This window comes from Streptomyces sp. AF1A, from assembly GCF_047340315.1.
In the GTDB taxonomy this organism is placed as follows: Bacteria; Actinomycetota; Actinomycetes; order Streptomycetales; family Streptomycetaceae; genus Streptomyces.
Map to the genome: position 1 here is coordinate 1 of NZ_JBLEBI010000220.1, position 9,949 is coordinate 9,949.

General features: G+C 74.3%; 12 protein-coding genes and 1 pseudogene. 6 read left to right on the plus strand and 7 right to left on the minus strand.

Annotation, left to right across the window (positions count from 1 at the left end; translation table 11 throughout):
- Positions 1-63 precede the first annotated feature (63 nt).
- Together ACLU3S_RS33200 and ACLU3S_RS33205 are read right to left on the minus strand one after the other, a co-directional pair.
- Positions 64-1,113 carry a zinc-dependent alcohol dehydrogenase family protein gene (locus tag ACLU3S_RS33200; protein ID WP_413955696.1) on the minus strand — a complete coding sequence of 350 codons (1,050 nt, stop codon included), beginning with the start codon at positions 1,111-1,113 and terminating at the stop codon, positions 64-66.
- 128 nt (positions 1,114-1,241) lie between these two features.
- The gene (locus ACLU3S_RS33205) at positions 1,242-1,952 is read right to left on the minus strand and encodes a VIT family protein (RefSeq protein ID WP_413955697.1); all 711 of its coding nucleotides are present in this window, start codon (positions 1,950-1,952) and stop codon (positions 1,242-1,244) included.
- Positions 1,953-2,393: 441 nt separating this feature from the next.
- On the opposite strand from ACLU3S_RS33205, the gene ACLU3S_RS33210 reads away from it, so the two are divergent.
- The 5 genes from ACLU3S_RS33210 to ACLU3S_RS33230 all read left to right on the plus strand — a co-directional run bounded on the left by ACLU3S_RS33210 (position 2,394) and on the right by ACLU3S_RS33230 (position 7,404).
- A complete protein-coding gene (locus ACLU3S_RS33210) occupies positions 2,394-3,395 on the plus strand; it encodes a DEDDh family exonuclease (protein ID WP_413955698.1) in 1,002 nt (333 codons plus the stop codon).
- 250 nt (positions 3,396-3,645) lie between these two features.
- Positions 3,646-3,879: a hypothetical protein gene (locus tag ACLU3S_RS33215; protein ID WP_413955699.1), complete on the plus strand. Its 234-nt coding sequence runs from the start codon at positions 3,646-3,648 to the stop codon at positions 3,877-3,879.
- A gap of 49 nt (positions 3,880-3,928) precedes the next feature.
- The gene (locus ACLU3S_RS33220) at positions 3,929-4,726 is read left to right on the plus strand and encodes an SURF1 family protein (protein WP_413955700.1); all 798 of its coding nucleotides are present in this window, start codon (positions 3,929-3,931) and stop codon (positions 4,724-4,726) included.
- Between the two features lie 132 nt (positions 4,727-4,858).
- The gene (locus ACLU3S_RS33225) at positions 4,859-6,643 is read left to right on the plus strand and encodes a glycoside hydrolase family 15 protein (protein ID WP_413955701.1); all 1,785 of its coding nucleotides are present in this window, start codon (positions 4,859-4,861) and stop codon (positions 6,641-6,643) included.
- 5 nt (positions 6,644-6,648) lie between these two features.
- Complete coding sequence (locus tag ACLU3S_RS33230) at positions 6,649-7,404, plus strand: SDR family oxidoreductase (RefSeq protein WP_413955702.1); 756 nt, start codon at positions 6,649-6,651, stop codon at positions 7,402-7,404.
- Between the two features lie 4 nt (positions 7,405-7,408).
- On the opposite strand, the gene amaP is transcribed toward ACLU3S_RS33230, so the two are convergent.
- The 5 genes from amaP to ACLU3S_RS33255 are packed head-to-tail and all read right to left on the minus strand — an operon-like array spanning position 7,409 to position 9,681.
- Positions 7,409-7,990 carry an alkaline shock response membrane anchor protein AmaP gene (amaP, locus tag ACLU3S_RS33235; protein ID WP_413955703.1) on the minus strand — a complete coding sequence of 194 codons (582 nt, stop codon included), beginning with the start codon at positions 7,988-7,990 and terminating at the stop codon, positions 7,409-7,411.
- 5 nt (positions 7,991-7,995) lie between these two features.
- Positions 7,996-8,604: a DUF6286 domain-containing protein gene (locus tag ACLU3S_RS33240; RefSeq protein ID WP_413955704.1), complete on the minus strand. Its 609-nt coding sequence runs from the start codon at positions 8,602-8,604 to the stop codon at positions 7,996-7,998.
- Entirely contained in the window at positions 8,604-8,972 is a 369-nt protein-coding gene (locus ACLU3S_RS33245) for a hypothetical protein (RefSeq protein ID WP_413955705.1), read from the minus strand. Before ACLU3S_RS33245 ends, ACLU3S_RS33240 begins: the two co-directional genes overlap by 1 nt.
- Positions 8,969-9,163, minus strand: a complete 195-nt coding sequence (locus ACLU3S_RS33250; RefSeq protein ID WP_413955706.1) for a hypothetical protein — start codon at positions 9,161-9,163, stop codon at positions 8,969-8,971. The genes ACLU3S_RS33245 and ACLU3S_RS33250 overlap by 4 nt, the downstream gene beginning before the upstream one ends.
- A 47-nt stretch (positions 9,164-9,210) precedes the next feature.
- Positions 9,211-9,681: an Asp23/Gls24 family envelope stress response protein gene (locus tag ACLU3S_RS33255; RefSeq protein WP_413955707.1), complete on the minus strand. Its 471-nt coding sequence runs from the start codon at positions 9,679-9,681 to the stop codon at positions 9,211-9,213.
- 69 nt (positions 9,682-9,750) lie between these two features.
- On the opposite strand from ACLU3S_RS33255, the pseudogene ACLU3S_RS33260 reads away from it, so the two are divergent.
- Positions 9,751-9,949: pseudogene (locus tag ACLU3S_RS33260) on the plus strand (nucleopolyhedrovirus P10 family protein); the annotation flags it as partial.

Below are 9,949 nucleotides of genomic sequence, written 5' to 3' on the forward strand. Positions count from 1 at the left end.
CGGTGGTCGCGGTGCCGGGCCCGCCGACCTCGCCGCCGGTGCCGGTCCGCTCGTCCCGGTCGGTCACCGGTCGCCGGTGACCAGCACCTTGAGGGCGGTGCGCTGGTCCATGGCCTTGTAGCCGTCGGGGACGTCCTCGATGCCGACGGTCATGTCGAACACCGGCGAGGGGTCGATCGTGCCGTCGAGGACGTCGGGCAGCAGGTCGGGGATGTAGGCGCGGACCGGGGCGACGCCGCCGCGCAGGGCGATGTTCCGGTCGAACATGACCCCGAGGTCCAGGCCGGTGCCGCTGCCGTGGGGCACGCCCACGAAGCCGATCGCGCCGCCGTCGCGGGTGATGCCGACGGCCGTGCGCATGGACTGCTCGGTGCCCACCGCCTCCACGACCGCGTGCGCGCCCTGCCCGCGGGTGAGCTCGCGGACGGCCTCCACGGCCGCCTCACCGCGCTCGGCGACGACGTCGGTGGCGCCGAACCGGCGCGCGATGCCGGTACGGGCCTCGTGCCGGCCGAGCGCGATGATCCGCTCGGCGCCGAGCCGCTTGGCGGCCACCACCGCGCACAGGCCGACCGCGCCGTCACCGACGACGGCGACCGTGGCGCCGGGGCGGGCGCCCGCGCCGAGGGCGGCGTGGTGACCGGTGCCGAGGACGTCCGAGAGGGTGAGCAGGGCCGACAGCAGGCGTTCGTCGGAGGCGGCGTCCTTGGGGAGCTGCACGAGGGTGCCGTCGGCGAACGGCACGCGCACCGCCTCGCCCTGGCCGCCGTCGTAGCCCACGGAGCCCCAGAAGCCGCCGTGCTCGCAGGACGTCGTCAGGCCCTCGCGGCAGTAGTCGCACACGCCGTCGGACCACATGAAGGGCGCGACCACCAGGTCACCGCGCCTGACCGTGCTCACCTCCGAGCCGGTCTCCTCGACGACGCCGAGGAACTCGTGCCCGATCCGCTGCCCCGGCTGCCGCGCCGCCTCACCGCGGTAGGCCCACAGGTCGCTGCCGCAGATGCAGGCCCTCAGCACCCGCACCACGGCGTCGGTGGGCAGCTGCACCACGGGCTCGGGAACGTCCTCCACGCGCATGTCGTACGGAGCGTGGATGGTGGTGGCGCGCATGGCGAGGGTCCCTCTCGTGCGAAGTGGTGCGGTGCGCTCGGGGGTGGTCGAGCCCACCTCACGGTACGCGGTCGACGGCGTGCGCCCAGGGCGGCCCGGCCCGACCGCCGGCGCGCGCCCTGCGCCGCTCACACCCCGGCCGCGCCCAGCAGGCTGCCCGCCGCGTACGTGACCCCCATCGCGAGGGCGCCGCCCGCCGCGTTGCGCAGCACCGCCCGCCCGGGTGCGGCGGCGCCGAGGCTCGCGCTGCTCCACCCGGTGAGGACGAGGGCGGCCAGGACGCTGACCACGGTGACCGGCAGCCGCCAGCCGGCCGGTGGCAGGACGATGGCCAGCAGGGGCAGCAGCGCGCCCACGGTGAAGGCCAGGAAGCTGGCGAAGGCCGCGTGCCAGGGGTTGGTCAGCTCGTCCGGGTCGATGCCCAGCTCCACGCGCGCGTGGGCCCGCAGCGCGTCCCGCTCCGTGAGCTGCTCGGCGGCCTCCCGGGCCACCGCCCGGGACAAGCCGTAATCCCGCAGCATCTGGGTCAGCTCCTCGAGTTCGGCCTCGGGCTGCTCGTGCAGTTCCCGTCTCTCCACGGCCAGCGCGGCGAGCTCGGAGTCGCGCTGGGTGGAGACGGAGACGTACTCGCCGGCCGCCATGGACATCGACCCGGCGAGCAGCCCGGCCAGTCCGGCGGTGAGCAGGGCGGCCCGGCTCTGGGTCGCCCCGGCCACGCCGACGACGAGGCCCGCGGTGGAGACGATGCCGTCGTTCGCTCCCAGCACCGCGGCCCGGAGCCAGTTCAGGCGTGAGCCGAGCGCGCCCCCGTGGGTCTCGTCGTGGGTCGGTTCCATCACAGCACGGAGGATCGCACTCCCGGCGGCACCTGTGCCGCACCGACGCTCCCCCGAGGGCGCCGGGGCCCGCGTCACCGCACCCGCGGCTGTGGTCCGGCGGGCCGGGCACCCGGAGCCCTGCTCGGTGAATGCCGGTCTCCGGCGCGCACTCTTTTGAGGGCTCCTCATGTGCCGTTGCGCGAGCGGGTCCTGACAGAGCCGATGGTGCTGCCCGCGCGCCGGCCCGCCCGGTGGACTCCGGGGGGCTGTTCGCGGCGGCCGTACGCGCCCTGGTGCGCCCCCCCTGTTGGCGCTACCCGGACCGGCGAACCCTTCCTCCGTCCCCCCCGTTCGCGGCCACGCACGCGTGTGCGGCGGCCGAGCGGACGCGCGGGAGCCGGGGACGGGCCGTCGGCACCTGGGGGAGGGGACTGTCGGTCGTGGCCCGTATCCTCAGTGACCATGCTCGAAGACCGTGCGACCGCAGTGTCCTCCCCCACCCAGTGGCCGGCCGCGTATCCGCAGGGATACGCGGTCGTTGACGTGGAGACCACCGGCCTGGCCCGGCACGACCGCATCATCTCGGCGGCCGTCTACCGGCTGGACGCGCGCGGTGAGGTCGAGGACCACTGGTACACGTTGGTGAACCCGGAGCGCGATCCGGGACCGGTGTGGATACACGGTCTGACGCGTGAGGTGCTCGAGGGGGCGCCGCTGTTCGCGGACGTCGCCGAGGAGTTCGCCGCCCGCCTGGCGGACCGGGTGCTCGTCGCGCACAACGCCGTCTTCGACTGGCAGATGATCGCCCGCGAGTACGCGCGCGTGCAGCGCGAGGCGCCGGTGCGGCAGCGGCTGTGCACCATCGCGCTGTCGAAGGAACTGGGGCTGCCCCTGCCCAACCACAAGCTGGAGTCGCTGGCGGCGCACTTCGGGGTGGTGCAGCAGCGGGCGCACCACGCGCTGGACGACGCGCGGGTGCTGGCGGAGGCGTTCCGGCCCAGCCTGCGGGCCGCGGCGGCGAGCGGCGTACGGCTGCCGCTGCTGGAGTGCCGCCCACTGACGGAGTGGTCGGACCCGCCGGTGCCCCGGCAGTCGTCCGGCGGCTACGGCGGCTACGGCGGCTACGGCGGCTATCGGTCCGGCAGTTGGCGCCCCTCCCGCAAAAGGCCCGCATGCCCCTATCCCAACCCGGGTCGCTACGAAGACGGCAGACGCCTCAAACAGGGCATGCGGGTGGCGTTCTCCGGGGACACCTCGACCGAGCGGGAGCTGCTGGAGGACCGGGCGACCGAGGCGGGGCTGCACGTGGCGTCGAGCATCTCCCGGCTGACCAGCCTGCTGGTGACCAACGACCCGGACTCGGGCACCTCCAAGACGGTGAAGGCGCGGCAGTTCGGCACGCCGATCGTCGACGAAGCGGCGTTCGGGCAACTGCTCAGGGACGTCGAGCCCGCGGACGAGTGACTCCACCGGCGAGTGACCCCACGGGCGAGTGACCCCACCGGCGAGTGACCCCACGGGGCGAGCGGCCGACCTCGCGCTCGATCCACCCCGCGCTCGATCCACCCCGGGCACGAGTGGATCGTACGGGGCGAGCGAGCGGCCCCGCGCGCGAGTGACCCCCGGGCGAAGTGATCGTACGAATGGGTGATTGGCACACGACTCACCCGCCGACCGCTCGCCCCCGCACCGACGACGGCTCACCCTGTGGCGCATGGCGAAATGCGAAGTTTGCGGAAATGACTATGGAATGACCTTCGAGGTCCACGCACAGGGCTCCGTGCACGTCTTCGACTGCTTCTCCTGTGCGATCCACCGCATGGCCCCCATCTGCGAGCACTGCCGGGTGCAGATCATCGGCCAGGGCGTGGAGGCCGACGGCCAGTTCTACTGCGGCGCCCACTGCGCCCGTGCCGAGGGAAAGACGGGCATCGTGGACCGGGTGTGACCCGGTACCCGCCCGATTGCACCCCGCGGCCCGGTTGTACCGTCGTGGGGTGCATCGCTACCGCTTCCTGTTGTCCCGCCAGTGGGTGATCCTGACAATCGTCGCGATCGCGCTGATCCCGACGATGATCAGGCTGGGCTTCTGGCAGCAGCACCGGTATCAGGAGCGCACCGCCCGGAACAACCTGGTGTCGGCGGCCCTGCACGCCAAGCCCGTCCCGGTCGAGGAGCTGTCCTCCCCCGGGCACGCCGTGACCCGGACCGAGAGGTACCGCACGGTCACCGCGACCGGCGCCTTCGACACCGCCAGGCAGGTCGTGGTCCGGCGCCGGACCAACGAGGACGGCGAGGTCGGCTTCCACGTGCTCACCCCGTTCGTCCTCACCGACGGCAAGGTGCTCCTGGTCAACCGCGGCTGGATCCCCGCGAACGGCGCGCAGACCGCCTTTCCGAAGATCCCCGCCCCGCCGGCCGGCCGCACCACCGTCACCGGGCGCCTGATGGCCGATGAGACGACCGCGGCGAGCGGCATCAAGAACGTCAAGGGCCTGCCGGACCGGCAGATCATGCTGATCAACAGCGCCGAGGAGGCGCACCGGCTCGGCGCGCAGGTGCTCGGCGGCTACATCGAGCAGACGGCGCCCGCGCCGAAGGGCGGCTCCCCGGAGCAGATCTCCGACCCGGGCACCGAGGACGCCCCGCTGAACTTCGCGTACATGATCCAGTGGTGGCTGTTCGCCGCGGGCGTCCCGGTCGGCTGGTGGTTCCTGGTCCGGCGCGAGCTGCGCGAGCGCGAGGAGGCCTCGGCGGAGGCGACGCCCCAGGAGAGCGAACCGGCCGCAGTGTGAGCCCCGCGCGCTGCAGCCGTGGGTGATCTACGGCAAGAACCAGCACCGTGAGCACCGCACGCCCGCGCGCTGCCGTCACTCCCCCGGCGCACCACCTGATTGGCCCCCCGGCATGCCGGGAAACCGCATCCCGTGAACGCGCGCATCGACGACTACGCCCTCATCGGCGACGAGCAGAGCGCGGCCCTGGTCGGCAGGGACGGCTCGATCGACTGGCTGTGCCTGCCGCGGTTCGACTCCGCGGCCTGCTTCGCCAGAGTGCTGGGCGAGGAGGACCACGGCCACTGGCGGATCGCCCCCGAGGGCGCCGCCACCTGCACCCGGCGCGCCTACCGGCCCGACACCCTCGTCCTGGACACCGAGTGGGAGACCGCCGACGGCACCGTGCGGGTCACCGACCTGATGCCGCAGCGCGAGCGCGCCCCCGACGTCGTCCGCATCGTCGAGGGGGTCAGCGGCCGGGTGACCGTCCGCAGCACGCTGCGCCTGCGCTTCGACTACGGCTCGGTCATACCGTGGATGCGCCGCTCCGACGGCCACCGGGTGGCCGTCGCCGGCCCGGACTCGGTGTGGCTTCGCACCGAGCCGGCCGTGCGCACCTGGGGCCAGGACTACGGCACCCACTCCGAGTTCACCGTCGGCGAGGGCGACCGGGTCGCGTTCGTGCTCACCTGGCACCCCTCGCACGAGCCGCGCCCACGGCTGCTCGACCCGTACGAGGCGCTCGAGAGCACCGTCACCGACTGGCGGCGCTGGGCCCGCCGGTGCCGGTACGACGGCCCCCACCGGGACGCCGTCGTGCGCTCCCTGATCACCCTCAAGGCCCTCACCTACGCGCCGACCGGCGGGATCGTCGCCGCGGCCACCACCTCGCTGCCCGAGAAGCGGGGCGGCGTGCGCAACTGGGACTACCGGTACTGCTGGCTGCGCGACTCCACCCTCACCCTCGGCGCGCTGCTCACCGCGGGCTACCGGGAGGAGGCCGAGGCCTGGCGCAACTGGCTGCTGCGCGCGGTCGCGGGCGACCCGGCCGCCCTGCAGATCATGTACGGCGTGGCGGGCGAGCGGCGGCTGCCGGAGGCCGAGCTGCCCTGGCTGCCCGGCTTCGCCGACTCCTCCCCCGTACGCATCGGCAACGGCGCCGTCGAGCAGCTCCAGCTCGACGTGTACGGCGAGGTGATGGACTCGCTGTGGCTGGCCCGCAGCGCGGGCCTGCGCAGCCTGCCGCACATGTGGGCCATCCAGCGCTCGCTGATGGGGTTCCTCCAGTCGGCGTGGCGGCAGCCGGACGAGGGCCTGTGGGAAGTGCGTGGCGGCCGGCGCCAGTTCGTGCACTCCAAGGTGATGGTCTGGGTGGCCGCCGACCGCGCCGTGCGGACCCTGGAGAGGAACAAGGAGCTGAGCGGCGACCTGGAGGGCTGGCGGAGGCTGCGCGACGAGGTCCACCAGGAGGTGTGCGAGAAGGGGTACGACCCGGAGCGCAACACCTTCACCCAGTACTACGGCTCCCGGGAACTCGACGCCGCGCTGCTGCTCATCCCGCGCGTCGGGTTCCTGCCCCCGGACGATCCGCGGGTGGTCGGCACGGTCGACGCGATCCGCGACGACCTCGGCCACGGCGGCTTCCTGCGCCGCTACGACACCGAGGACTCGGTCGTGGACGGGCTGCCGAGCGGCGAGGGCGCCTTCCTGGCCTGCTCGTTCTGGCTGGCCGACGCGCTGCACCTGACCGGCCGCACCAAGGAGGCGCGGGAGCTCTTCGAGCGGCTGGTGGACGTGTGCAACGACGTGGGCCTGCTGGCCGAGGAGTACGACCCGTTCGCCGGCCGCCAGCTCGGCAACTTCCCCCAGGCCTTCAGCCATCTCGGCCTGGTGAACACCGCCCTCACGCTGTTCGGGGACGACCAGGCAGGATAGGGGCCATGGATCTTGGACTGAAGGATCGGGTGTACATCGTCACCGGAGCCACGCGCGGACTGGGCAACGCCGCCGCGCGCGAGCTCGTCGCCGACGGGGCGAAGGTGGTGATCACCGGCCGGGACGAGAAGCGGGTCGCCGAGGCCGCCGCCGAACTGGGCCCGGACGCGGTGGGCGTGGCCGTGGACAACGGCGACGCGCGGGCTCCCGAGCGGCTGATCGCGGCCGCCCGTGAGCACTTCGGCGGCTTCCACGGGGTGCTGGTGAGCGTGGGCGGGCCGCCGCCCGGGTTCGTCGCCGACAACACCGACGAGCAGTGGCGGGACGCGTTCGAGTCGGTGTTCCTCGGCGCCGTCCGGCTCGCTCGCGCGGCGGCGGCCGAGCTGGAGGAGGGCGGCGTCATCGGGTTCGTGCTCTCCGGCTCGGTGCACGAGCCGATCCCGGGGCTGACCGTCTCCAACGGGCTGCGGCCGGGCCTGGCCGGGTTCGCGAAGTCCATCGCGGACGAACTCGGGCCGCGCGGGATTCGCGTGGTGGGCCTGCTGCCGGCGCGGATCGACACGGACCGCGTGCGCGAGCTGGACGGCCTCTCGGCGGACCCGGAGGCCACCCGGGCCGCCAACGAGTCCCGGATCCCGCTGCGGCGGTACGGGACGCCGCAGGAGTTCGGGAAGGCGGCCGCCTTCCTGCTGTCCCCGGCGGCCTCTTACCTGACCGGGATCATGCTGCCGGTGGACGGCGGCATGCGGCACGGGTTCTGACCCGTCACGTCACCCGCTCCGCGCGGTGCCTGAGCGCCCTCAGCCGCACCTCCGCCGGGAGTGAGGCCAGTTCGGCCGACTCGCGCGCGTGGGCCAGCGCCCGGCCGGTGAAGTCGGTCAGGGCCGCCGCCGGGTCCACGTCCGGCTCCAGTTGCAGCGTGGCGCTCACCGCGGGGCGCGTGGCACGCCCGTGCAGCAGGATCCCGGCGTGGGTGACGCCCGGCCCCGCGGTCGCGTCCTGAGCGAGGGCGCTCTCCAGGGCCCTGCCCCGCAGGAGGGCGCCCCGCCCGTCGCCGGTGTCGATCCGGACCTCGGCCAGGCGGTGCCGGCGCAGGACCGCCGTCAGCCACCACAGGGCCAGCAGGAAGGTGACGGCCAGGGCGCCGATGACGGCCGGCCACCACCAGCCGGCGCCCCGCCAGCGGGTGCGCTCGGCCCTGGTGAGCAGCACGTCGTGCGGGCCGGTGTGGATCCACCAGGAGGGCGGCCGGGCACCGAGCCCGACGGCCAGCACCGCCCCGCCGAGCGCCAGCAGGGCCAGGCCGACGAGGCCCAGCAGGACGCGGTTGACGCCACCGGTGCGCACCGCCCTCACCCCTTCCGCCCGGGTCGTACCACCCGCAGGGAGAGCGCGGGCTGCCGGGTCAGGCCCAGGCCCCGGATCGCCTCGGCGAGCGTGGCCTCCAGGTCCGCCCGTACGTCGGCCGGCTCGCGGAAGTGCGAGACGACCCGCACGTCGGCCTTCCTCCGGCCCATCCGCACCCGTACGGACCGTACGCCGGACAGCTCCATCGCCCGGTCGCGCAGCACCTGTGCCGCCGCGTCGCACCGGAGGGCGGCGCGGACGTCGGGGTGCGGTCGCCGCATCGGCAGCAGCGCGCGCAGGCCGGGGGTGACCGCGAGGACGATCAGCCACAGGCCGAGGGCGGCGGCGACGGCCGCGCCGGCCAGCACCCAGGTGTCGTCCAGGGGGCGTTCGGCCAGTTGCCGGGCCAGTGCCCGGCGCCAGTGCATCGCCGGGTGGTGGGCGCGCACGACCAGGACGTCGTAGAGCAGGATGCCCGCGCCGGCCAGGATCAGGGCGGCGACGATGCCCGCGGGGACGCGGCGCGGGGACCAGAAGCGGCCGCTGCCGCGGCGTGCGGGCGGGGCGGCGCCGGGCGTCTCGTCGAGGGTGGTGATGCCGCGTGCCTCGCTCATCACGTCCTCCCCGGTCCGGCCGGAAGGTGCAGCCACTCGATCCGGACGGCGACCTCGGACACCGTCATGTTCACCAACGTGCCCACCCGTTCCGTGACATGGCGGCGCACGGCGGCGCAGCGGGCGCCGATGTCGCAGGGATAGCCGAGCGCGAGCCGCACGTGGACGCGGGCCGCGTCATGGCGGACCACGACGGTGGCGTGCGGCGCGGCGGCGTCCGCGGGAAGCGGGTCCAGCGCCTCGCGGGCGGCCTGCGCGGCGATCTTCGCCACGACGCGGTCGGCGATCCACGTGGCGCCGCGCTCGCCCGGCGGCACGAGGGCGGGCGGGTGCCGTTCGGTGCCGGTCTCGCTGGTCACGGTCCTCACCGCCGCCGGTCGCGCCGGTCACCGCGGGTGCGGAAGAGGTCTCCGGGTTCCAGGTCGCCCTCCGCGAGCCGGCCGACGACGAACCCGACGGCGCCGAGCGCCGCCACCAGCAGGAAGGCGCCGAAGCCGCCGAAGTACCCCGCGAAACCCAGCGCCATGCCGGCGATCATGCCGACCACGGTCATGCTCATGCAGCGCTCCTCAGCTCATCGGCTCGTCAGGCGTGCGGGGGCCGCGCTCACTGGATCCGGGGCTCCGGTTCCTCTTCCTCCTCCTCGGGCAGCTTGACGTCGCTGACCGCGATGTTGACCTCGACGACCTCCAGGCCGGTCATGCGTTCCACGGCGGCGATCACGTTCTCCCGCACGGCGCGGGCGACGTCGCCGATCGAGACGCCGTAGTCGACGACGATCTCCAGGTCGAGCGCGGTCTGCACCTCGCCCACCTCGGCCTTCACCCCCCGGCTCACCGACTTGGAGCCGCCCGGCACCCGGTCGCGCACGGCGCCGAAGGTGCGGGCGAGTCCGCTGCCCATGGCGTGCACGCCGACCACGTCCCGGGCGGCGAGACCGGCGATCTTCTCCACGACGCCGTCGGCGATGGTGGTCCGTCCCCGGGTCGCCGGATCGCCGCCGCCGCGCCGGACGGTCTTGCGGGTCGACACCTGCGGCTCGGGCTCCCCCTCGGGAGCCGTCGTCATACCGGTCATCGCCGTACGCCCCTTCCGGTCGTCCTCCTCGCACCACCGTAAGCAAGGTTGCTCGGCTGCGCGCCAGGGATGCGGCAGGCTGGAGGAATGGCGGTGGACGCGGACACGTGGACCCAGGCGGTACGGCACCAGCTGGGGCTCGGCAGGCTGCTGCCGCTCGGCGGGTCGCGCGACGGCGCGTGGATCGCGGAGCGCGCGGCCACGGCGGTCCTGGTACGGGCGGCGGACGGAGTGCCGGGGGTGCGGCTGGGCGCGCTGCGGCTCGCGC

What these genes read in the sequence shown, in the direction of transcription:
- ACLU3S_RS33200 (WP_413955696.1), bottom strand. Translation starts at nt 1,113, where the DNA reads ATGCGCGCCACCACCATCCACGCTCCGTACGACATGCGCGTGGAGGAC.
- ACLU3S_RS33210 (WP_413955698.1), top strand. Translation starts at nt 2,394, where the DNA reads ATGCTCGAAGACCGTGCGACCGCAGTGTCCTCCCCCACCCAGTGGCCG.
- ACLU3S_RS33215 (WP_413955699.1), top strand. Translation starts at nt 3,646, where the DNA reads ATGGCGAAATGCGAAGTTTGCGGAAATGACTATGGAATGACCTTCGAG.
- ACLU3S_RS33230 (WP_413955702.1), top strand. Translation starts at nt 6,649, where the DNA reads ATGGATCTTGGACTGAAGGATCGGGTGTACATCGTCACCGGAGCCACG.
- ACLU3S_RS33240 (WP_413955704.1), bottom strand. Translation starts at nt 8,604, where the DNA reads ATGAGCGAGGCACGCGGCATCACCACCCTCGACGAGACGCCCGGCGCC.
- ACLU3S_RS33250 (WP_413955706.1), bottom strand. Translation starts at nt 9,163, where the DNA reads ATGAGCATGACCGTGGTCGGCATGATCGCCGGCATGGCGCTGGGTTTC.
- ACLU3S_RS33255 (WP_413955707.1), bottom strand. Translation starts at nt 9,681, where the DNA reads ATGACCGGTATGACGACGGCTCCCGAGGGGGAGCCCGAGCCGCAGGTG.